Annotated in this window: 18 protein-coding genes and 1 pseudogene; 8 read left to right on the top strand and 11 right to left on the bottom strand. The window is 42.6% G+C overall.

Annotation, left to right across the window (positions count from 1 at the left end; all coding sequences use genetic code 11):
- The first annotated feature begins 297 nt into the window (after positions 1 to 297).
- The 5 genes from EYR97_RS05615 (at position 298) to EYR97_RS05595 (ending at position 7,071) form a co-directional block, all read left to right on the top strand.
- Positions 298 to 3,000 (top strand): TonB-dependent receptor, encoded by a 2,703-nt coding sequence (locus EYR97_RS05615; RefSeq protein ID WP_131092842.1) that lies wholly within the window; start codon positions 298 to 300, stop codon positions 2,998 to 3,000.
- 131 nt (positions 3,001 to 3,131) lie between these two features.
- The gene (locus tag EYR97_RS05610) at positions 3,132 to 3,323 is read left to right on the top strand and encodes a hypothetical protein (protein WP_131092841.1); all 192 of its coding nucleotides are present in this window, start codon (positions 3,132 to 3,134) and stop codon (positions 3,321 to 3,323) included.
- A complete protein-coding gene (locus tag EYR97_RS05605) occupies positions 3,310 to 5,106 on the top strand; it encodes a tetratricopeptide repeat-containing sulfotransferase family protein (protein WP_242634910.1) in 1,797 nt (598 codons plus the stop codon). Before EYR97_RS05610 ends, EYR97_RS05605 begins: the two co-directional genes overlap by 14 nt.
- A 195-nt stretch (positions 5,107 to 5,301) precedes the next feature.
- Entirely contained in the window at positions 5,302 to 5,967 is a 666-nt protein-coding gene (locus EYR97_RS05600) for a choice-of-anchor E domain-containing protein (RefSeq protein ID WP_131092839.1), read from the top strand.
- A 219-nt stretch (positions 5,968 to 6,186) separates the two neighbouring features.
- A complete protein-coding gene (locus tag EYR97_RS05595; RefSeq protein WP_131092838.1) occupies positions 6,187 to 7,071 on the top strand; it encodes a hypothetical protein in 885 nt (294 codons plus the stop codon).
- 16 nt (positions 7,072 to 7,087) lie between these two features.
- Here EYR97_RS05595 and EYR97_RS05590 read toward each other — a convergent pair whose 3' ends face one another.
- Positions 7,088 to 7,900, bottom strand: coding sequence for a pyruvate, water dikinase regulatory protein (locus EYR97_RS05590; RefSeq protein ID WP_131092837.1), 813 nt, complete (start codon positions 7,898 to 7,900; stop codon positions 7,088 to 7,090).
- Positions 7,901 to 8,173: 273 nt separating this feature from the next.
- On the opposite strand from EYR97_RS05590, the gene ppsA reads away from it, so the two are divergent.
- A complete protein-coding gene (ppsA, locus tag EYR97_RS05585) occupies positions 8,174 to 10,546 on the top strand; it encodes a phosphoenolpyruvate synthase (protein ID WP_131092836.1) in 2,373 nt (790 codons plus the stop codon).
- 340 nt (positions 10,547 to 10,886) lie between these two features.
- On the top strand, positions 10,887 to 11,036 hold the full coding sequence (locus EYR97_RS21860) for a hypothetical protein (RefSeq protein ID WP_165477983.1): 150 nt from the start codon (positions 10,887 to 10,889) through the stop codon (positions 11,034 to 11,036).
- A 269-nt stretch (positions 11,037 to 11,305) separates the two neighbouring features.
- Here the strand turns inward: EYR97_RS21860 and EYR97_RS05580 are convergent.
- From EYR97_RS05580 to EYR97_RS05570, 3 genes and pseudogenes are all read right to left on the bottom strand, one after another.
- Positions 11,306 to 13,571 (bottom strand): annotated as a pseudogene (locus EYR97_RS05580) (molybdopterin cofactor-binding domain-containing protein).
- A complete protein-coding gene (locus EYR97_RS05575) occupies positions 13,568 to 14,074 on the bottom strand; it encodes a (2Fe-2S)-binding protein (RefSeq protein ID WP_131093160.1) in 507 nt (168 codons plus the stop codon). The pseudogene EYR97_RS05580 and the gene EYR97_RS05575 overlap by 4 nt, the downstream one beginning before the upstream one ends.
- Before the next feature lie 294 nt (positions 14,075 to 14,368).
- Complete coding sequence (locus EYR97_RS05570; RefSeq protein ID WP_131093159.1) at positions 14,369 to 14,584, bottom strand: PGPGW domain-containing protein; 216 nt, start codon at positions 14,582 to 14,584, stop codon at positions 14,369 to 14,371.
- A 521-nt stretch (positions 14,585 to 15,105) separates the two neighbouring features.
- Between EYR97_RS05570 and EYR97_RS05565 the strand changes: the two genes are divergently transcribed.
- On the top strand, positions 15,106 to 15,510 hold the full coding sequence (locus tag EYR97_RS05565) for a DUF4826 family protein (protein WP_131092835.1): 405 nt from the start codon (positions 15,106 to 15,108) through the stop codon (positions 15,508 to 15,510).
- 96 nt (positions 15,511 to 15,606) lie between these two features.
- Here the strand turns inward: EYR97_RS05565 and EYR97_RS05560 are convergent, their stop codons facing one another.
- From EYR97_RS05560 to EYR97_RS05530, 7 genes are all read right to left on the bottom strand, one after another.
- Positions 15,607 to 16,065: a GNAT family N-acetyltransferase gene (locus tag EYR97_RS05560; protein WP_131092834.1), complete on the bottom strand. Its 459-nt coding sequence runs from the start codon at positions 16,063 to 16,065 to the stop codon at positions 15,607 to 15,609.
- 8 nt (positions 16,066 to 16,073) lie between these two features.
- A complete protein-coding gene (locus EYR97_RS05555) occupies positions 16,074 to 17,213 on the bottom strand; it encodes a JmjC domain-containing protein (protein ID WP_131092833.1) in 1,140 nt (379 codons plus the stop codon).
- Positions 17,214 to 17,367: 154 nt separating this feature from the next.
- Entirely contained in the window at positions 17,368 to 18,015 is a 648-nt protein-coding gene (locus tag EYR97_RS05550) for an adenylate/guanylate cyclase domain-containing protein (RefSeq protein ID WP_131092832.1), read from the bottom strand.
- A gap of 91 nt (positions 18,016 to 18,106) precedes the next feature.
- Positions 18,107 to 19,474 carry an adenylosuccinate lyase gene (gene purB, locus EYR97_RS05545; RefSeq protein WP_131092831.1) on the bottom strand — a complete coding sequence of 456 codons (1,368 nt, stop codon included), beginning with the start codon at positions 19,472 to 19,474 and terminating at the stop codon, positions 18,107 to 18,109.
- Between the two features lie 13 nt (positions 19,475 to 19,487).
- Entirely contained in the window at positions 19,488 to 20,114 is a 627-nt protein-coding gene (hflD, locus tag EYR97_RS05540) for a high frequency lysogenization protein HflD (protein ID WP_131092830.1), read from the bottom strand.
- The gene (mnmA, locus tag EYR97_RS05535; RefSeq protein ID WP_131092829.1) at positions 20,114 to 21,241 is read right to left on the bottom strand and encodes a tRNA 2-thiouridine(34) synthase MnmA; all 1,128 of its coding nucleotides are present in this window, start codon (positions 21,239 to 21,241) and stop codon (positions 20,114 to 20,116) included. Before mnmA ends, hflD begins: the two co-directional genes overlap by 1 nt.
- A 227-nt stretch (positions 21,242 to 21,468) precedes the next feature.
- Positions 21,469 to 22,011 carry an rRNA large subunit pseudouridine synthase E gene (locus tag EYR97_RS05530; protein WP_131092828.1) on the bottom strand — a complete coding sequence of 181 codons (543 nt, stop codon included), beginning with the start codon at positions 22,009 to 22,011 and terminating at the stop codon, positions 21,469 to 21,471.
- Positions 22,012 to 22,270 lie beyond the last annotated feature (259 nt).

Here is a 22,270-nt window from a genome sequence, read left to right as displayed (position 1 = left end):
AATTATTTTTTGTATTGTATGTAATACGGTGAAATATACCCTAATGGATGCACTTTATAAATATCAGGTGAAATAATTAGATGTGATTTTACTTTTGTTGCATGTAAGGCTTTTGTTTTGTTTTTTAATGTTTGATTAATAGACTTTAGAAGAATATTTATCGGTTTTTGCTCAATTTCTAATCGTTTGAGTAGAAATTATAAATGGATTGTGTATCGTAATATATGATCCTTTTGGTAAGTGTTGCTAGTAAACACAGTCCGAAGAATAAAAATCCAAAGAAGGAAACACACACAAATGCGAAAAACTCAGCTTAGCTGTGCAGTTGTCGCTGCATTGGCGTCATCACCTCTTATTGCACAAGAAAAAGACACGCCGGCGAAATTCGAAAATATTGAAGTTACTGCCACTAAACGCGTTGAGTCGATACAGGATGTGCCTGTAGCGGTTACGGCACTAAACGGTAAAGCGTTAGAAAATTTAGGCATTGATAACTTTCAAGATTATGTAGAGTTTCTTCCAAATGTTGTTTTCCAGGGGACGGGCCCAGGTCAAAACGAAATCTACATCCGCGGTGCTGCTACAACACAATCAAATATTATGTTGTCGTCTGTACAAGCACTTCAGCCTTCAGTTGCTTTTTATCTTGATGAAATGCCTGTGTCTATGGCGGGACGCAACCTAGATGTTTACGCCACCGACGTGCAACGTGTTGAAGTATTGCCAGGTCCTCAAGGTACGCTGTTTGGTGCAAGCTCGCAGGCTGGTACTATTCGCTTAATTACGAACAAACCTGAGCATACTAGCTTCGCTGCGGGCTTTGACACAAATATTGGTTTCACCAAAGGCGGAGAAATGAGTAATGCGGTTGAAGCTTACTTTAATATGCCGCTGACTGACGACCTTGCAGTTCGCGTTGCCGCATACAACGACAAGCAAGGCGGTTGGATAGACAACGTACGAAATGTACCTGGTGAAGGTGGCTATATCGGCAGTGCTGTTGTTATCGACCGTATATCAGGTGGTCCATTGGCCGATCCTGTAGGTATGGATGCAAACCGCATTACCAACCCTAACATTAATTCTAGCTCAGAAGCGGCAGTTGTTTCTCCTCAAAACGACGCACTGGTTGAAGACGACTTCAATGATGCAACTTACACAGGTGCACGTTTTGGTTTGTCTTACATCATCAATGAAGATTGGGACTTGTTGGTTCAACATACTCAGCAAACCCTCGACACTGAAGGTGTATTTGCTTACGACCCAACCCTAGAAGGTGAAAGTTCAGCATTGCGCTTTCAACCTGAAGAGAACAGAGATGAGTTTGGGCTAACAACCTGGACGCTTGAAGGTCGTTTAGACAAGTTGGATGTGGTCTACACGGGGGGGTACTTAAACCGTGACATCGACACGCTAGCCGACTATACCGGTTACACCAATGGTGGTTTATTCTCCGCATATTATGTATGTAACCACTACGATACACCAGACAATGCTGCTGATGAGCGCTGTTTAGACCCCACTAAATATTACAAAGAAGAGACCTCTTCTACACGTAATACTCATGAAATTCGTTTTAATACTACCATGGATACGCCATGGCGTGTGACGGCAGGTTTGTTCTATGACGAGCAAGAAGTCGCGACGGTAGGCCAATTCAAGATTGCCAATACAGAGATGTCTACGTTTGGTTTTGATAATCTTCAGCGTACTTTGGTAGGCAATGAAGGCATTAATAGCGATGGCGGCCCTTTCCCTTCAGAAGTAAGTTTCATTAACGATATTACTCATACTATCGAACAGATTGCTGTGTTTGGTCAGTTTGAATACGATATTACTGATACGCTAACCGCGAGCATTGGCGCGCGTTGGTACGAGATTGACGATATCTATGTTGGTTCTACCTCAACGGTAGACGTCACACGCCGTATAAGAGCCTTTGGTACACTGGATCCAGATGAGTTAGCGGCTGTGGGTCTTGATCCAGAATCGGTTAACACAGCGATTCAAAGTGGTCAACTTGAAGTCGGTTTACTTGATGATAATGGCGTGCTTACGGTTGATGATACCATTTTTAAATTCTCACTAGATTGGAAAGTAAACAAAGATTTGCTTCTATTTGCTAATTATTCAGAAGGTTTCCGTCCACCGGTAACAAACCGTGTAGGTGGTGGCTTGGCGAACAACCAGTCTGGTAAATTTGAAAACTTCCGTATTCCAGTGTATTCAACAACTGATACGCTGGATAACTACGAACTGGGCTTGAAAGGCGATTTCTTTGATGGTCAGTTCCGTGTTAACGCAACCGCATATTACTCAGAAATAACTGACTTACAAACATCGCGATTCGACCCAACTAATATCTCGTTTCTTGTATTTACTGACAACGTGGGTGATGCAGAAATTAAGGGTGTTGATGCTGATTTAACGTGGTTGGCTACCGATGACTTAGTTATTAATGCGGCGTTTAGTGTTCTAGATACTGAATTAACGCGTATTAACTCAGAACTTGAAGGTATTGCAGCAGGTGTTGGCTCTGAGCTTCCATATTCAGCGAAATTCTCAGGAAATATCAACGCGCGTTATTTCTTCGAGCTGGAGGGTGATAAGCGTGGTTATGTTAACGGCTCTGTTAGCTATACTGGTGATCGTTTGGCCGGAATGGTAATGGACGCATATGTAATGGAAGACGCGACACAGCTTATTTACGGTACGGGTTCTGGTTTAAAAATAGAGCAAGAAGCAGGCGTGTATGAAGGTGTTACTTATGCTGACTCCAACGGTGAAACTTTCCGTGGCGGTCGTTATGTTCAAGAGTCTTACGTGCTGGCGAACTTAGCCATTGGTGTAACTAATGATGTATGGAAAGCGGAGCTTTATATCGACAACGTATTTGATGAAAGCGCCATCTTAAATATCGATACGCAGCAGTTCACGCCTAAGGTTGTAACGAATAGACCGCGTACTATTGGCATGCGTTTCTCTTACGATTACTATTAATCGTAAATTCAATTAAAGTTCAGTACTAGTTAAATACACTTGGAAATAACGTATTTGTACTAGTTAAAAAACGGTAAACTCTATCGAGTTTGCCGTTTTTGTTTTATCGGCATGAATAAGTCAGGCAGTAGATGAATTTACAAGAACAAAAACTTCAAACGCTTAAACAGCAATTAATGCAATCTCAGCATCAGTTGGTTATCTCTGAATGCAGTCAATTAATTCGCGATGACGCGAACGAGAAAAGTCCGTTAGAGGCGCAGATAAAAAAACGAAGTCTTGTATGTAATGGCTGTCGCTTACAGACTTATGGCAAAGCCTGATAGTGCAATTGAAATACTCGATTCTCTTATCTCACAATTTCCAGACTATGCCCGAGGTTATCAAGAATTAGGCTATTGCTACTTACAACGGGATAAAGCTAAAGCGGCACATGGCTTCTATCAAGCTACTCGCTTTAACCCTGCATTATTAAGTGCGTGGAGACAGCTTGAGGCTATTTACAAGGAAGATGATCAGCAACAAGCATTGACGCTATGCCAGCAACAAATTGAATTTTTATTATCGTTACCCAAGCCTATATTGGGTGCTACTGATCTTATGCATGATGGTCAGCTTCATAAAGCTGAACAAGTATGCCGACAATTTTTAACCACCAACAAACATCACCCAGAGGCAATGATGCTGTTGGCAGAAATTGGTATGCAGTGCAAGGTTTACAGTGATGCCGAGTTTTTATTAGAAAGCTGTTTTACACTTTATCCTGACAACGACCGAGCTGCAGCAGCTTATCAAAGTTTGCTATCAAAACTGGGTAAATTTCCCGATGCAGTGGAAGTAGCTAAACGTCGTCTTAAGCAATCACCAGATAACTTTACGGTAAAAGTAGGCCTTGCACATGCTTTTGTAGGGGTAGGTAACTTAGATGAAGCCATTGATATATATAGTGCTTTGTTGTTAGAAAACCCCGACAGACCAGCGGTATGGGTAGCTTTAGGGCATGCTTTGAAAGCAAAAGGAGACACAAGTAAAGCAATTAGTGCGTATGAAAAAGCCACTGAATTTGCTGAAGATTTTGGTGACGCGTATTGGAGCTTAGCCAACACGAAAACTTATCAATTCAGCGATGCTTGGCTTTCACTTATGAAAGAACAGCTAAGTAAAGCGTCTACAAAATTAGATGATTGCATTCATTTGTGCTTCGCGTTGGGTAAAGGACTAGAAGATAAGGGCGATGCTGATGGCGCATTTCATTATTACCACAAAGGTAACGACCTTAAAAAGCGCACATTACAATTCGACATTGCACGTACCGAAACTGCGCTTAACGCGCAGAAAACCGCCTTTACTGAAGAGAGCTTTTCAAAAAAGGAAGGGTGCCAATCACCCGATCCTATCTTCATTGTAGGCCTGCCACGTGCGGGTTCCACACTTTTAGAGCAAATATTGGCTTCACACTCTATGGTCGATGGCACGATGGAACTCCACGATATCTTGGGCATTGCATCATCGCTTAGCAATCAAAACACGCCTTATCCCTTAAATGTAGGTTCGTTGGGTGCGGAGGCACTGAAATTACTTGGTGAACGTTATATCAAACAGACGAGGCCATACCGTCAATCAGCGCCATTTTTTATCGATAAAATGCCGAATAACTTTATTCATATTGGCTTGATCAAAAAAATACTGCCCAATGCGAAAATCATTGATGCGCGAAGAGCGCCAATGGATTGTTGCTTTAGTGGCTTTAAGCAATTGTTCGGTGATGGACAAGAGTTTAGCTATAGCCTTACAGATATTGGTCGTTACTACAATGCGTATCTTTCATTGATGGACCATTGGCATACGGTATTACCAGGCGACATTCTTACCGTACAACACGAGGATGTGTTAGACGACTTGGAAGGGCAAGTAAAGCGTATTCTTGATTTTTGCGGCCTTCCGTTTGAATCTGCTTGTTTGGATTTCTACAAAACCAAAAGAGTGATCAAAACACCAAGTGCAGAGCAAGTGCGTCAACCTATTTACCAAACGGGTAGGGCGCAATGGAAGCCTTTTGAAGCACATCTTGAAGCCTTAAAGTCAATTGTGGGTGGTACAGATTAATGCGTTGTGAAGGATAAACAAGTTCAAGTTAAACCAAAAAATCAACATAACGAAATAAGTGTCATTTAAATTTACATATATTTAGGTTGCGTTAAATAGGTTGTTGATAAATAAGCTTATTATTTCTGGCTCAAGAGTTGCTAATGCGCATCAGCCAAGAGGGCTTGGCTCACAGAGTTTACTGAGTTTATTAAAATGATTAAGCAATTTATTTGCATGGTTGTATTAGCACTTTCACCATCACTGGCGAGTGCAGGAGTTATTGTTCAAAACTTATCAGTTGCGCGTAATACGACAGATTTTGATGTGCCTGTTGTATTTGCTTTATTTGATAACTTGTCATCAGGGCGTTTGCTAGAGTCCGTAATAGTCGAGTTGTTCGCTCGTTCAAGTGGCAATATTGCCGTAGAAAACAAAAGTACAACACGTAGTGCAAACATTACTGCGACATTATCAACGAGTATCACGCTGTTGCTACAAGACGGATTAACATCTTTGTCTGCCGCACCAAATGCAACACGAACAGATAAGTTAGAAAGCTTCGACGGTGTTACAGACTATAACGGTTTATCCGGCGTACAGTTTCTTAATATTGCGACGAACGATTATGAAGTAATGACCTTTACAATACCGTCCTTTCTAAATTTGTTTACAGGTAACGGACAAGGTTTCTTTACGTTCGAAGCGCTCGCTACCAGTAACGTAATTGGTGGGGGGAATTTGGCGACGGAAATAAATACGTTCGCCTCTGCAGATGTTCGTATCACATATAACTATGTTGAAGTTCCAGAAAAAGGAACGATCATACTTTTGCTGATGGGAGTAATGGCAGCAGTAACTCGAAAAACAATCTACCGATAGATTTTAGCTAAGGCGTCTATCTCCCAACTTTGCAAAGTTTGTCTGTGTTTGTTGATTGCACAGTTGGGTAGATGGCGTCAATACGCCTACAAAATGCGATTAAATTCTTATTTTTAACAGCCACTTGTCACAAAGCTAAGCTATACTTACAGACAGTTGATGTTCGCTAGTAGTTTGAAGATGCGATCTTTTCCAAATAAGAAGTGCTGTTTTCTATTATTGTTGTTTTCGATCTCGTCGCCGTTAGCCAGTGCTAATGGAATCGATGTTATTTGCGAAAATCATGCTGTATCTTGTTTTTCTGAAATAAGCGCGCGTCAACAGCATCAAGCTTCAGGCTCCTCTCAATGGTGGCAGTTAGAAATACTGCGATTAAATTCTTTATTTCATTTTCGAAAATTTGACGAGCTTTATGCCGTAATACGTCCTTGGGTAAATCATGAAGATGTACCGGTAGAGTATCAACCGGTAATTAATATGCTGTTTGGCAAATGGCTTGCTATCAATAACCGAAAAGAGGAAGCTAAATCTGCTTATGTGCAGTCACTTTCAGGTTATGAGGCGTTATTTGAAAAAGATCCCTCTCAAGAAACTGCTTTGAGCATTCTAAATTTGCTCGTTTCTCTAGAGCGCTTTGAGAGTGCTCGTGACTTTGTTGACGTATTAGAAACCAATAATTACAACGACGCAGAGTTTTATCGCGAGATATTTGCGGAGTTAGGGCATATAGCGCTCAAAAGTGAGCATTTAGAACAACATCTGTTTTACAGAGAAAAGTCATTGTTTTGGGCAAAACAAATAGATGATCCTCAACAGGTTGCGGTGGCCTATAACAACTATGCAGTTGCACTACGAAATTACAGTAAATTTGATGAAGCGAGAAAAGCTTTTCTAACTGGTTTAACTTACGCAAAAGCGGCCAAAGATTTTGCGCAAGTGAATACTATTTACCTACGTCTCGCCGAAATTGAAAATAGGGTATCAGACAGTGCTAAGGCGGCAATGTGGCTGGGAAAAGTCGACATAGAAAAACTGCCGACTCCCCAGATTGTTTACTATAGAAAGCTTACCGCAGATTTGAAGACAAAAGCGGAAGAAGACTAGCCTATTATTCTTGAGACTAGTACTTACGGCGTTTTAAGCCTGTTTCAGCGAGTATTTTGGCTGAAATCTCTTCAATGGAATATTTTGTACTGTTAAGAAAGGGGATTTTCTCTTTTCGGTACAAGTTCTCTACTTCTCTTAATTCCATTCTACATTGCACCAACGAGGCATACTTACTATTAGCACGACGCTCTGAGCGGATTTGATGCAGGCGGTCTGGCGCAATGGTTAAGCCAAACAATTTATGCTTATAACGGCGAAGTGCTGCAGGGAGTTTTAGCATGTCACCCATGTCTTCTTCAGTAAATGGGTAATTGGCAGCTTTTATACCGTACTGTAATGCTAAATAAAGGCTCGTTGGCGTTTTTCCTGAGCGCGACACACCGGTGAGAATAATATCGGCTTCGTCATAGTCTTTTAAATTCGAACCATCATCATTGGCCAATGCATAATTCACCGCTTCTATTCGAATATCATAAGTGGTTTCGTGAATACTGTGGGTACGATGTTTTTCCGGTTTTGATGGCACGCCTAATACTTTTTCCAGCGGCGCAACAAATTGGTCTAAAAAGTTGTAGTTAATACCCACTGATTTCGAGATGATTTTGCGAATATCTACATTCACAATTGTATAAAAAACGAGCGGGCGTTCTCCGGAGTCTTGAAAACTTTCAGAAATTTGCTCAAGAACTTTGTGAGCTTGTTCCTCAGTTTCAACAAAAGGAATGGTGTTGTGATTAAATGCAACGGGAAAAAGTGAAAGCAGGGCGTGGCCAAACACCTCTGCAGTGATGGCTGTACCATCGGAAATATAAAAAGCTGTACGCACAACATATCCTTAACATTGTTGTAATTTAATTACAAAAGTAATTAAGAGTTTACATTCTTAAATACCCCATTCTAAGATGATTTTGTCGAAAAGCTATACGGTTAATGGAATTGACTACGATTTATATCAAAGCAATGTCAAATTCATGAAACGATTTTAGACATGGCAAGCGCCTTATTTTCGGCATAAATTTGATGAGTTTCAGGCTTAAATAAGCACATACCTGAAATTGACCTCATACCCTACTCATAAAAAAAGCGGGAGACTTGGGCTGTGCAAGAATACGTACTTTGGTATCAAGAACTGGGCATGCATGATGTAGGTCGCGTAGGCGGCAAGAACGCATCATTGGGCGAGATGATTTCAAACCTGGCGAATGCCGGTGTACAAGTGCCAGGTGGCTTCGCTACCACCGCTGAAGCATTTAACGAGTTTCTAGAGCAAAGTGGTCTGGAAGCAAAAATTCACGATGTACTTGATTCACTTGACGTTGATGACGTTAATGCTTTGGCTGAAGCGGGTAAGAATATCCGTCAGTGGATCATCGACACGCCATTCCAACCAAGTTTAGAAGAAGCAATTAAAGAAGCCTTTGTTACTCTACAAGGCGATGCGGGTGAAGAGGCTTCATTTGCTGTGCGCTCTTCAGCAACCGCAGAAGATATGCCAGATGCATCGTTCGCAGGTCAACAAGAGACCTTCCTAAACGTAAAAGGCTATGACGCAGTATTAGTTGCTATCAAGCATGTATACGCGTCGTTGTTTAATGATCGCGCCATTTCATATCGCGTTCACCAAGGTTACGATCACAAAGGCGTAGCCCTATCTGCCGGTATCCAGCGTATGGTGCGCAGTGATATTGCATCGTCGGGCGTTATGTTTACTATCGACACCGAATCAGGTTTTGAAGACGTGGTGTTTATCACCAGTTCTTATGGTCTAGGTGAGATGGTGGTTCAAGGGGCAGTTAACCCCGACGAATTCTATGTTCATAAACCAACCCTTGATAAAGGCCTTCCTGCCATTGTTCGCCGTAACTTAGGCAGCAAGCTTACTAAGATGATTTATTCAGACGATGAGTCACACGGTAAGCAGGTTTCTATTGTTGATATTGAAGCAGCAGACAGCAAAACCTTCTCATTGAGTGATGAGGAAGTGATGGAACTGGCTAAACAAGCTCAAATTATTGAGAACCACTACAAACGTCCTATGGATATTGAGTGGGCAAAAGACGGCGCTGACGGCAAGTTGTACATTGTTCAGGCACGTCCAGAAACTGTGCGCAGCCGTGAAGACTCGCAAAGTATTGAGCGTTTCCAGCTAAAAGGCCAAAGCAATATTGTGTGTGAAGGCCGTGCGATTGGTCACAAAATTGGGGCTGGCGTAGCAAAAGTCTTAGACTCAATTGAAGAGATGGACAAAATTCAAGCCGGTGATGTTCTGGTAACAGACATGACGGATCCCGATTGGGAACCAATCATGAAAAAGGCATCTGCAATTGTTACTAATCGCGGTGGACGTACATGTCACGCTGCCATTATCGCTCGTGAACTTGGTATACCTGCGGTTGTAGGTTGTGGTAATGCCACAGACAGTATTAATACTGGCGATAAGATCACCGTGTCTTGTGCCGAGGGTGATACTGGCTTTATTTATGGCGACGAGTTGGAATTCGATGTGGTTACTTCGCGAATTGACGCCATGCCTGATTTACCACTTAAGGTGATGATGAATGTGGGTAACCCAGATCGCGCCTTTGACTTCGCCCGTCTTCCTAATGCAGGTGTTGGTCTTGCGCGTTTAGAGTTCATTATTAACCGTATGATTGGCGTGCATCCTAAAGCGTTACTGAATTTTGACAGCCAGCCTGAAGAGCTGAAAGAAGAGATCAGCGACATGATTGCAGGTTATGCATCGCCAACCGAATACTACATTGAAAAATTAGTTGAAGGCATATCTACCATTGGTGCTGCGTTCTCGCCAGAGAAGGTAATTGTTCGTATGTCAGACTTTAAGTCTAACGAATACTTCAACCTTGTTGGCGGTTATCAGTATGAGCCAGATGAAGAGAACCCAATGTTGGGCTTCCGCGGTGCAAGTCGTTACATTTCAGAAGACTTCCGCGATTGTTTCGCTCTAGAGTGTGAAGCTATTAAGCGCGTTCGCAACAATATGGGTCTTACAAATGTAGAAATTATGATCCCATTTGTTCGAACCCTCGAGGAAGGCCGAAAGGTTATCGAGTTGCTTGAAGAGCAGGGCTTAAAGAAAGGGGAGAATGGTTTACGCGTTATCATGATGTGTGAATTGCCTTCTAATGCGTTACTGGCCGACCAATTCCTAGATATCTTTGATGGTTTCTCAATTGGATCAAACGACCTTACCCAACTCACGCTTGGCTTAGACAGAGACAGTGGGCTTATCGCACATCTATTCGACGAGCGTGATGAAGCTGTAAAAGCATTGCTCTCTATGGCTATTCGCGCTGCAAAAGCGCGTGGCAAGTACGTGGGAATTTGTGGTCAAGGCCCATCTGATCACGAAGATTTTGCGGCATGGTTAGTTGAAGAAGGTATTGACTCTGTATCGCTTAACCCAGATACGGTGGTTGAAACTTGGCTATATCTGGCTGAAAAGCACGGTTAATAGCATTGCTAGGGATTGGAGTAATTCATCTCGGGTAAACTTTTAACAACAAAACGCTAATAAAAAGAGACCGGTCAGGTCTCTTTTTTTAGCGTGGATCAACGTCAACGTGTAAACGCACAAACACACACTTGTATGAAGCTAGCTTTCCGCCCGTTTTACTAACTGTAAAGACACAAAGAAAGTCTGGTAATTTCGCGTTTCGCCAAGTTGACAATATTTATCAGAAGCATAGTGATTATTGAAGTTGTTAAATGACTTTTTGTAATTATAAGTGTAACATTACAGAGTTGGTTACGCACTTAATTTCATGATTAATAAACTACTTGGTTGAGCTAATATGGTACACAACGACAACACTACATCATTTAACAACAATGAAGATAATGTATTGCAGCAAGCTTCTATGGCAGAGCAGTTAGCTGACGCGTACAAAGAAATTGATGAGTTAAAAATGAAAATCATGTGGATGGAACGCAACTACGAATAAAATCCGCTGATAAAGTGAAAGGTAAAAAGAAGAGTAATTAATAATTTTTATTGTTTTTGTTCTTAAATTTTGAAAGTTTTCATCAATACTTTCAGTTTGCTTGCTATCTTACGCAGTGGTTTACAATGTTTGATGTGAGTTTGCATAAGGTCTCAAGGAGTTTGTTTCTGACAGACCGTAAACAGAAACATAAACGTTCTAGCTTCAATTAAAAAGGAGACCATCGAGGTCTCCTTTTTGCGTTAAAGTTTGATAAAAGCGGTGTTGAATTACGCCTTTAATTGGTTTCCTATTGGCAGCTGTCTGATACGTTTGCCACATGCTGCGAAAATGGCGTTACACAACGCAGGGGCATACACTGGTGTAGCTGGCTCACCAACGCCTGCTGGCGCTGCGTCACTTTGAACAACTTCTACCTCTATATCTAAAGGCGCGTCACTCATTCGTGGTACGCGATAGTTGTGGAAGTTACTCTGCTGCACGCGGCCTTTGTCGAAGGTTATCCCGTCGCTGATTGCGGTGGTTATACCGAAGATTGAGCCACCTTGTGTTTGGTTAATAACGGTATCGGTATTGACCACCGTACCTGCATCAATTGCTACCCAAGATTTGACGATGGTTAGGTCACCCTTGTCTGATATCTCAACTTCAACCACTGTGGCAACGTAAGTTAAAAAGCTACGGTGAGCCGCAATACCTAAACCACGGCCTTTAGGCATCTCTCTTCCCCAATTTGCCATACTGGCCACTTTTTTTATTACATTTTTGAGCCGTGAGGTATCAAGGGGATAAACGGCTTTATCCCCCCAATAGTTCATGTACTCAGCATTTTGTTCAGTGACATCAATTATTCTATCGGGACCAATGACCTCTAATAGATAATCTTTTGCATCTTTGCCTGCTTTATGTGCAGCTTCATTGATGAACGACTGTACGGCAAACGCGTGGAAGATATTTGATACCGAACGCATCCAACCTATGCGCGCTTTTGCCGGCGCTTCGCCCCTTTCTAGTTTCATATTGGGCGTGAGAATAGGGTTGTCAGTAAAGCCTAAATCGAGCTCAAAGCTAAATGGCGCATTGGCACCTTCTTGAAAGGTAGATGCAATGGGAGAAAACGCAGTTCTGTGTAAATAAGCGTCAATAGCACCTTCATCATTAAGCGATGCTTCAACGTGCTGTGCTGATACTGCGTGATAGAAACCGTGCTGAATGTCATCTTCACGTGTCCATTGCACGCGAATAGGTTTGCCTGTTTTCATCGACAAATAAGCTGCTTCAGCTGAAAAGTCAGGCTTCGACTTACGCCCAAATGCGCCACCTAGCATAGTTACATGCACATTGATTTTTTACTTTTTCCATACCAACCATAGCACCAACAGTTTCCATGTCGGCTTGTGGGTTTTGCGTTGCTGCCCAAACATCTACGCGATCCTTATAATACATGGCAGTAGCGCAAGGTGGCTCCATAGGGGCTTGGGCTAAATGGGGAATATAATAATCAGCAACTAGTTTGTCAGCTGCACTTGCTAACACACCTGTAGCATCGCCTTTTTCACGTACATGGGCTTGTGGCTTGTTCACGGTTTCAAGCAAGCTTTCTTTGAAATTGCTTGAGTTATAATCGCTATTGGCGCCGTCATCCCAAGTGACACTAAGTGCTTTTCGGCCTTGCCAAGCAGCCCAGGTGTTTTGCGCAATGACAGCGACGCCGCCTTTGGGTTGAAATTGTGTAGCGCCTTTCGCTGCTGGAATTTCAATAACATCCACCACGCCACTTAGGGCTTTGGCTTTAGTTGCATCAAAGGATTTTACTTTACCACCCACCACGGGAGGGCGCTCAATGATAGCAACCAGTGCTTTTGGCTCGCGCACATCTGCTGCAAATGTCGCTTTACCCGTGACAATATCGTTCAAATCGATATGTGCCATACCTGTGTTAATGTAACGCCACTCTTTACGCGATTTTAGCTTAAGCTCGTTAACATCAGGTGGTGTTATAGACAGCGCTTCGTCAATTAAATCTTTGTAGGCAAGTGTTTTACCTGATGTGTGGGTGACGACATGCTGCTCGGCACGACAACTATCTGGGTTTACGCCCCAACGTTTTGCTGCAGCATGTTGCATCATGTAACGGACACTTGCGCCCATTTCACGTAAACGTTGCATGTTAAAGCGGATACTTCGTGAACCGTCGGTATTTTGATCGCCATATTTAGGGTCGCCTTTACCCTGAATGACGACTACTTTATCCCATGAAGCTTCCATTTCATCAGCCACTATCTGCGCAATAGCTGTTCGAATTTGTTGCCCCATTTCAGATCGGTGACAGGTGATCTCGACCATGCCATCAGGGCGCAGAGCGATGAACAAGTTTGCGCGCTTGGCTGTGTCGGAAGGTTTGGCTAATACCCCGGCCATGGCGCGCGGTGCACCGCCAGCAAAGTAAGTGCCGATAACAAGTGCACCTGCAATTGCGCTCGATTTTAGAAAGCTTCTTCTATTCATATCAAAGTACTGGTGCGTCTTTTTCATGCGTTCTCTCCCTCAGTGTTGGGGGTGAAGTAGCTTACGCCAGCAGTACCGGAAATAGACTCCGCTGCTGATTTTATCGCTTTGTGTATACGAGGGTAGGTGCCGCAGCGACAAATATTACCCGACATGTTCTGAACAATTTCTTTATCACTGGGATTTGGATTGGACGCCAGTAAGCTGGCGGCTTGCATTATTTGTCCACATTGACAAAAACCACACTGGGGAACTTTGTGTTCAACCCAAGCTTGCTGAACGGGGTGTTCACCGTTTTCGCTAAGGCCTTCAATGGTAGTGATTTTGCGCCCTTGAACGGCTGATACGGGTAAAACACATGAGCGTTGAGCCGTACCATCAATATGTACCGTACACGCTCCGCATTGCGCCATACCACATCCAAATTTAGGACCGGTAAGATTTAATTCATCACGCAGATACCAAAGGACTGGTGTTGATGGATCACCCGAAAATTCGTAATTTTTACCGTTAACGGTAAACGTTATCATGGTCTTGTCTCCGTTAGTAATTGACATATATGACTTACCCAAGCCTCACTATGTTTAGTGACGTACATATTTATACAATTACATTGCCTGTGTTTTGCACACTGCTCAGATATGAGCACTTACCGTTGGTGTTGTTATTAGAAAGGGATGTGCTGTTGCGAATACATTACGTTAGCACGAGATGTAACGTTTACTATAGACTTTAGACTAATCACGTATGCAGTGCGACAAAGGTGTGCGCTGCTGAGGTGCGAGCAGGGAAAACGCGAATAAGGAAAAAACGAAAAACGAACGCTATCGAAGCTTTCTCATAAGTAAAAAGCGATCGATTTTTCGTGCACCGTGTGCCATCGACTTCTGACTAAACTTCAACCAGCCTCTGGCGCGCGGCCAGTCATAACTTAACAGCATCAACCCGCCGATAACCAATAAAATGGAACCTGGTAGTAGTGTCAGTACAATACCACTTACGAATAACAAAGCACCTACTGTTAATCTAACTATTCGCATCATATTGTACTCCGTTTATGTCTAAAAGGTGCCGTATAAATACAACAGCTTGTTAATGTTTCACGAGAGCAGATGCGTTTTTATCTGCCCTGCAATTCACGATTCTTTTCATTGTGTTCGATTAAAGTACTTATGCCAACACTAAAATTGTAACCATTTATCAAAAATTCCCCTTTTATGCGGAACATGCCTTTAATGTTACTTCTCTCTATAGCCTGATTTGGTAAGTTGTTCTCATGATTTACGTCACGGCTAACTCTCAGATCTCGGCTTAATTACGTCGCCGCTAAGCGTTGTTGTCTATAAATCAAACAGCAGAAAAGGCGATTTTCTTAACTATTGCCTTCTGGCTGTTGAAATAATGTGCACTTGTCGTAAGAACTCGTATGTAGTAGGTGATTGCTCTGGATAACGCTGCCGAAATAAAGTAAAAAGGGGCTATATTAACGATGCATCACGAAGATACGTGGCAATCATATTAGCGCGATAACGCGTTTGATTAGATAGAAAAGAGAACAGTAATGGCAGAACAAACAATAAGTGATGAAGAACGCGCAGAATGGGTAAAGAATCAATTTCAACATGCTAATAAATATTTGGCTGAGAACGGTGTTTTATTTGATTCGGTCATCACCGATGAGAGTCGTTACCTTATGCCGTATCTCGCCGTATGGAAAATTCGCGCTATGGACGGTAAGAGTTATTGGGTAATTAGCGGCGACCTTCCCACCGACTTTACTTCTACCGAAAATGCAAAAGATGCAAAAGAAGTACTTAGGTATTTTGGTATGCAATGGCAGCTTAAAGCTGAGAACTTGAAAACGGCACAGGGCGCCAGTGACGAACAGAAAGCATTTGCTGCGCTACTAGAAAATAGAGCTGAAAACCTATTTGTGATGCAAAACGCGCCACAACTATGGTCTTAATTGGGCTTATAACCCCAGTTTTTTCAAAGAATTGATATGGCTACTGGTTAACGCGCTACTTATACCGTAGCCATGATCCTTTAAATTTAAAAAGTGTTAGTGTAACTGCGTGACGTCAGGTAAAGGAAAGCGTTCAGCAGGACATACTAAACGCTGTCTAGGAACACCTGATTCCATAAATACTTGGCCTTCGGGGACAAAGCCAATTGATTGGTGGTAGGAAACGCTATCTAAATTACACACCACTTTAATATTGGGTACTTTTATTTTGTTTGCTGCGTCAATCAGAGCAGCAAAAAGTGCACGGTATACAGGTAACGTTCGGTAGCAGCGTTTAACCGCAATTCTTCCTAATTCGCCTTTTCTTGTTAGCCTACCTGTAGCAATCGCTTCATCGTTATCGCCAATAATTAAAATATGGCAGGCAGAGCAATCTTCTTCATCGAACTCACTTGCTTTTGGTACGCGCCATTCTAATACGAATACGTGTTCCCTTAGTGCTTTAAGTCGATGTTTGTCCTTTTCCCAATCGACGCTCTGAATTGTAAACGCCATTTTGCCTACTAACCTTCATACCATTCCCAATACCCGTTATTAACGAGTGTAGTCAAGGTTTCTAAAAATGTAAAAGAAGGTGCATCTTGGCAGCATGTAGCATTGAGCAATTCCCCTGAAGCCAATGCAGTATACCATTCTGTATCAGTGTGACTAAACTCAAACTGAGTGCCATTTACGTACAGAGCTCTAGGAAGTCCCGCTTTGCCATCACAAATTAGTGCTCTTACACCCGCTGCTGGCACAAAACTCAAACCGGCAGAAAATTCATTGGCAATTTGTTCAAGTGTTACTTCAGGCTCTACTGGAAATTCGGGGATACCTTGCTCACTCATCGCTTCAAGTAGTGCAAAGGTAAAATCATCTGATTGTATTGCTTCTACAAGCTGTTGTTTTAGCCTGTTTACATCATCAATGTTAACGCTAGCAGGCGAATGAGGTTTTACTCTTTGTGGGTCTGAAAACCTTACGTTGCATTGCCCTTTATCTAACATCATTGCTAGGCTTTCTGCTAACTGCAAGTTATCGGGCGCTCGATAGCCCACAGAATAGGTCAGGCTATCTTCAATAGTTTGTCCGTCATGGGGCCAACCGGGAGGAACATAAACCACATCACCAGGCTCTACAACTACATCGATAACAGGTTTAAAGCCCTCTATTTGTCGTAATTTAGGATGGGGAAATATCTCTTTAAAATCGTCAGGCTCCCCCACACGCCAACGTCGTTTTCCTTTGCCTTGAACAAGAAATACATCGTATTGGTCGATGTGAGCACCAACACCTGCACCTTGTGTAGCATAGCTCACCATAATGTCGTCTAAGCGCCAATGTGGAATAAATCCGAAAGGGGATAAAAGCGGCGTTACATCGGTAATATACTTATCGACACCTTGTACCAATAACGTCCATTGCCCTTTGCATACAGCATCAAAATCTTCAATCGGGCCTTGCTCAACGTGCCATTTGCCATTTTGGTTACTAATAACCCGCGCATCAATATCAGGCTCTTGTGCCAATCCTGCCAAGTCGTTCTCGTCGATGGGGTCGTCAAAGTGTTTAAACAATTGTCGAATAACAACGGGCTTTTGTTGCCAATATTCGTTTAGAAATACATCGGCATCAAACTTATCGAGAATAAATGGGGGCATGGTATTAACTACTTATGCTAATTCAGAATTATGAAGATTATCGCCTAACACGTTGATAATGTCAGGCGAACTGCACCACTTTCTGAATGAAAGTTAATGTGTCGCAACGTTGCGACGAGTAATAAACCACGTTTTACAGACGGGCGTTTAAATCTTAGTGGTTCAGATTCTTATCCATCTGGGTTACAAATGCATTTACTCGTCTATTTTTGACAGGAAAGCAGGTTTGCTTAAACCGACTCTGCCAGTAGGCTGGTAAGCAGAACAGTGTTTTTGAACAAACTGCAGTGGTGTTTTTGGGCGTGCTTTTTTCCAACATGGCAGCCAAATTGACAGTTAACCCCCAAATATCATAGCCACCCATGTGCCTATTTGGATAACCGGCTACAATAGGGCCAGACGCGATACCTATGCGTAGGCCACAGTTGTGTTTATACAGCGTTTTGTTGTTGCGAACAATATCGTGGGCACATGTGGCGAAGTGAAGAGCATGCAATGTACTAATTTCAACAGATGTTGGGTTATGTTGTTTAGCCTCTTTAGATAATTGCTTATCGGTTTCTGAAATGACGATATATTGATCGCCGTTGGTTTTAACTGGTTTCAAAGATAACGCTTTTACCAGTGTATCAAGTTGGCGAAACAATGCTTCTATGATTAGGATACAGTTTTCATCACCCAGAGCATGGTTCAGTTGTTGATAGCCTGACATGTCTACGAAGATAACTACAGCGTGGTTTATTATGTGCTTTTGGCTTTGTAAATGATGCCTAGGTTGAGTGTTTGTAGTTTGAATTTCCACGGGAAAAAGCCTTGATTTAGCATAAAATGTAGCACAAAAAAAGCGCGGTATGAAATACCGCGCTTTTCAATGTACAAGGCTTCTTGACGTTTTATAACTGATCAACCAGCCTGATTGCATCACCAATATAGGTTGCTGGTGTCAGCGCTTTAAGTTCCGCTTTCGCTTCTTCAGGCATTGCCAAGTTATCAATAAATTCGGCGATAACGTCTGCATTTACTTTTTTACCGCGAGTGAGCTCTTTAAGCTTTTCGTAAGGTTTTTCAATACCGTAACGACGCATAACTGTTTGAATTGGCTCGGCTAACAACTCCCAGTTGTTATCCAGTTCATTAAGTAAGCTTTGTTCGTTTACTTCTAACTTGCTGATGCCTTTGAGTGTGGCTTGATAAGCGATAACAGCATAACCAACACCTACGCCTAGGTTGCGAAGCACGGTTGAGTCAGTAAGATCACGCTGCCAGCGAGAAATTGGAAGCTTTGCTGCAAGGTGGTCAAAAATTGCATTGGCGAGGCCCAAGTTACCCTCTGAGTTTTCAAAATCGATAGGGTTCACTTTATGCGGCATTGTTGATGAACCAATTTCACCAGCAATGGTTTTTTGCTTGAAGTGACCTAATGCAATATAACCCCAAACATCGCGATCAAAATCAATCAAAATGGTGTTAAAGCGCGCAATAGCATCAAACATTTCAGCGATGTAATCGTGTGGCTCAATTTGTGTAGTGAAGGGGTTCCACGTAAGACCTAGTGAAGTAACGAATTTTTCTGACACATCATGCCAGTCAACGTCTTTGTACGCTGATAAATGAGCGTTGTAGTTACCTACCGCACCATTAATTTTACCTAGCAATTCAACGTTAGCAATTTGGCTTAGTTGGCGTTTAAGACGAATGGCAACATTCGCCATTTCTTTACCCATGGTCGTTGGTGATGCAGGTTGACCGTGGGTGCGAGCCATCATCGGCACGTTTTGATATTTCTTGGCTAGTGTAATTAGGGCGTCAATCAACTTATCACAATACGGTAAAATAACCGTTTCACGTGCTTCACGTAACATCAGGCCGTGAGATAAGTTGTTTATGTCTTCTGAGGTACATGCAAAGTGAATGAATTCGTTAACCGCTGACAATTCACTATTATCTGCTACTTTTTCTTTTAGAAAATACTCCACCGCTTTAACATCGTGGTTTGTTGTGCTTTCAATTTCTTTAATGCGCATGGCATCATCAACACTGAACTCGGCCACAATTTTGTCTAGTAATGCATTAGACGTGTCTGAAAAGGCAGGAACTTCTTCAATTTGTGGGTGAGTAGCGAGCATTTGCAACCAACGTACTTCTACTTCAACACGGTATTTTAGTAAGCCATATTCGCTGAAAATACTGCGTAATTCTACGCTTTTGCCAGCATATCGACCATCGACAGGGGAAATTGCAGTTAACTGACTCAGTTCCACCTTGAGCTCCTCACTAGTTTATTAATCGTAGTGCCTTAATAGCACTGTTAAGAATTTGTTTGCGTTTAAAAAGTATGTTGCGTCTCTTGCCACCCATTTGTCGCCACATTACTGCAGAACGCACGCCAGCCAAAAGTAATGCACGAACTTTGTGTTGTGTTGCCGGTTGGCTTAAATAATCAGGGTTGCCTGCCACTTGAATACGAGGGGCAAGCGGGCTAATGATGTCGCTGTAAATACTGGCTAAAGAGGACACTATTTGCGGGTTTTGGAAGTCGATATGCGCAAGTTGCCTTTGTACGTGCGAAATTCTGTCACCCAATTCCTGCATTGCTTTGGGCTTTTTAGACAATTTTCTTTCTAGCCCTAATATACTGGCGACGTAGCGGGTTAACTCGGTATCTTTGGTGTTCTGTTTATCAGACAGTTGTGCGGCCAGCGTACTGTAACCTAGTTTCAGGTTACTTAGCTGCCCAAATACTTGCTGTGGTGTTTCGGGGGATGTCACCAAGATGCTCGACAGACTCGCTTCTACGGCATCTGCGTCAGCACTGCCGCGACGGGCGAGTTGTTGTACCAGCGCCGCCGCCTGACACACACCGGCCAGCGCTAAGTTATTTTCAATATCGGTTTCTAACATTAGCGGATATAACTCTCTATAATTCCGCCACCAAGGCAAACTTCTTCATTATAGAAAACAGCTGACTGGCCTGGCGTTACCGCTTTTTGCGGTTCGTCGAAGTGCACTTCAATCGTATCATCGCCTGTAGGCGTAATAGTGCAGGGAATATCTGCTTGACGATAACGGGTCTTTACCACTGCGCGCATAGGTTGTGTAAGAGTTTTTCTGTCTACCCAATGGAGTTGTTTAGCAATTAAGCCATTTGAATAGAGCCTTGGGTGATCTGCACCTTGCCCTACAATTAACACATTGCGCGCAACATCTTTGTCTACAACGTACCAGGGCTCGTCACCGTATTCAGCCAGACCACCAATGTGTAGTCCTTTGCGTTGTCCTAATGTGTGATACATAAGACCTTCGTGTTGACCGATCTCTTCGCCTTCGGCTGTTTCTATTACGCCGGGTTGCGCTGGCAAATAACGGGCTAAGAAGTCTTTAAATTTACGCTCACCTATGAAGCAAATTCCAGTGGAGTCTTTTTTGTCATGGGTGATGAGGCCTTGTTCTTCAGCAATTTTCCGCACTAATGGCTTTTCAATGTCACCCACGGGGAACAAGGTTTTAGCAACGTGCTCTTCACCTAATGTATAAAGGAAGTAGCTTTGGTCTTTGTTGTTGTCTAAACCGCGAAGCATTTGCCATTTCCCATCAACTTCGCGACGGCGAACGTAATGACCTGTAGCGATATAATCTGCACCTAAGTCTTCAGCTGCAAACTCTAAGAAGGCTTTAAATTTAATCTCTTTATTGCACATAATGTCGGGATTAGGCGTGCGGCCTGCTTTGTATTCTTCAAGAAAATACTCAAATACATTGTCCCAATATTCTGCGGCGAAATTTATGGTGTGAAGCTCAATACCTAGTTTGTCGGCAACAGCTTGTGCATCTTTTAAATCTTCCGCAGCAGCGCAGTATTCATCATTGTCGTCTTCTTCCCAGTTTTTCATGAAAAGACCTTCAACCTGATACCCTTGTTGTTGCAACAGGTAGGCTGAAACAGACGAGTCAACTCCGCCGGACATACCAACAATTACTTTCTTGTTTGCGTTAGATTCAATATCACTCACTGCTGATTGCACACTCATTTAATTCAAAGTTTCGGAGAAGTATGGGCCAAATAACATTTTTCAATAAAGCGTGGAGACATAGCTCTTTAATTTAGCTCTTTGATTTAGCTCTTCGAACTAGCTCTTTGAATTAGCCCCTTTTTGAGGTCGCGGATTTTAACAGATTTTGAGCTGCAATTCACATGTTAAATATGATGAAATTAACAGGTAAATTCTGTTACGTTTACTTTAAATTAGAAAGTAAATTAGAAAGCTACGTAGTGTCCATTTTCGATTCCATCGATTGTCCAACTACCAATACGGTAACGAATAAGTCGAAGGGTGGGGTAACCGACATGCGCTGTCATTCGTCTTACTTGCCTGTTACGACCTTCGGTAATAGTAATAGAAAGCCAACTTGTTGGGATGGATTGACGAAAACGAACGGGTGGATTTCTGTCCCATACCTTGGGCTCATCCATTCTTTTCACTTTTGCGGGCCGGGTCATACCGTCTTTTAATTCAACGCCATTTCTAAGTGCTTCAATTGCAGTATCGTCAGGAATGCCTTCTACTTGAACCCAATAGGTTTTGCTGGTTTTCGCTTTTGGGTTCGCCAGTTTGTGTTGAAGCTTTCCATCATTGGTGAGTACAAGAAGCCCTTCCGAATCTCTATCAAGGCGCCCAGCAGCGTATACATTCGGAATGTCTATATAGTCCTTAAGCGTCTCTCGACCGTCAGCATCGGTAAACTGAGACAAAACTTGGAAGGGCTTATTGAACAAAATAACTTGGGTGTTAGATGACATTACTTATCCATACTGCTGAATTTTAAACATTACATGAAGCACTTTGTGCTGTTTCTCATCGGAATTCCTTTGGCGCATGGTGGCACCTTTGATTTCGACCCTTTTTAATCTAGCGCAATCGTGCCTAGTAAACTCTTAATAAACCGATTTGCCGTAAATTGTACCACGAACTTAGGTAACGCAAACTTTGGTATCATGAACTCTAGGTAGTTATGTTTGCGATATCAACTCGATAGAAGGCAGTTCATCGGATTGCTTG

It is taken from the genome of Alteromonas sp. KUL42 (assembly GCF_006538325.1).
Lineage (GTDB): Bacteria > Pseudomonadota > Gammaproteobacteria > Enterobacterales > Alteromonadaceae > Alteromonas.
Note: the sequence above shows the minus strand (reverse complement) of the source record. Positions and strands in the feature narration are given on the sequence as shown.

Coding starts and splice junctions, on each gene's coding strand:
- EYR97_RS05615 (WP_131092842.1), top strand. CDS start 298: ATGCGAAAAACTCAGCTTAGCTGTGCAGTTGTCGCTGCATTGGCGTCA.
- EYR97_RS05610 (WP_131092841.1), top strand. CDS start 3,132: ATGAATTTACAAGAACAAAAACTTCAAACGCTTAAACAGCAATTAATG.
- EYR97_RS05605 (WP_242634910.1), top strand. CDS start 3,310: ATGGCAAAGCCTGATAGTGCAATTGAAATACTCGATTCTCTTATCTCA.
- EYR97_RS05600 (WP_131092839.1), top strand. CDS start 5,302: ATGATTAAGCAATTTATTTGCATGGTTGTATTAGCACTTTCACCATCA.
- EYR97_RS21860 (WP_165477983.1), top strand. CDS start 10,887: ATGGTACACAACGACAACACTACATCATTTAACAACAATGAAGATAAT.
- EYR97_RS05575 (WP_131093160.1), bottom strand. CDS start 14,074: ATGATAACGTTTACCGTTAACGGTAAAAATTACGAATTTTCGGGTGAT.
- EYR97_RS05570 (WP_131093159.1), bottom strand. CDS start 14,584: ATGCGAATAGTTAGATTAACAGTAGGTGCTTTGTTATTCGTAAGTGGT.
- EYR97_RS05565 (WP_131092835.1), top strand. CDS start 15,106: ATGGCAGAACAAACAATAAGTGATGAAGAACGCGCAGAATGGGTAAAG.
- EYR97_RS05560 (WP_131092834.1), bottom strand. CDS start 16,065: ATGGCGTTTACAATTCAGAGCGTCGATTGGGAAAAGGACAAACATCGA.
- EYR97_RS05555 (WP_131092833.1), bottom strand. CDS start 17,213: ATGCCCCCATTTATTCTCGATAAGTTTGATGCCGATGTATTTCTAAAC.
- hflD (WP_131092830.1), bottom strand. CDS start 20,114: ATGTTAGAAACCGATATTGAAAATAACTTAGCGCTGGCCGGTGTGTGT.
- mnmA (WP_131092829.1), bottom strand. CDS start 21,241: ATGAGTGTGCAATCAGCAGTGAGTGATATTGAATCTAACGCAAACAAG.
- EYR97_RS05530 (WP_131092828.1), bottom strand. CDS start 22,011: ATGTCATCTAACACCCAAGTTATTTTGTTCAATAAGCCCTTCCAAGTT.